Source organism: Peribacillus sp. SIMBA_075 (genome assembly GCF_046534585.1).
Genome location: NZ_JAWRYN010000610.1, coordinates 1 through 272, shown reverse-complemented (window position 1 = coordinate 272; position 272 = coordinate 1). Strand labels below are relative to the sequence as shown.

The following is a 272-nucleotide window of genomic DNA, read 5'->3' as shown; positions in this document are numbered from 1 at the left end:
CTTTGACGCTTCCACCCGGGTTAAAATATTCCAATTTCGCGAATAGACGGACTCCCTCTGGAAGCTCAAACTGTGTAATTTCGACGATCGGCGTATTGCCGATCAGTTCTTTCACATTGCGAAATACATTCACGTAAATACGACTCCTTATGTTGAAGTACTTGCTCTCTCATTATAACATGCAGCTATCACAAAAAGTCCATGCAGGGTGCATCCGGGGCATATTCATGTTTTGAAAGTGTCAACAGGGCATGTAAGCCATGGATTTATCA

At 43.0% G+C, this 272-nt stretch carries 1 pseudogene; it reads right to left on the bottom strand.

Annotated elements, in window-relative coordinates:
* A pseudogene (locus tag SB775_RS29615) lies at positions 1-133 on the bottom strand (cysteine synthase); the annotation flags it as partial.
* Between the last annotated feature and the right edge of the window lie 139 nt (positions 134-272).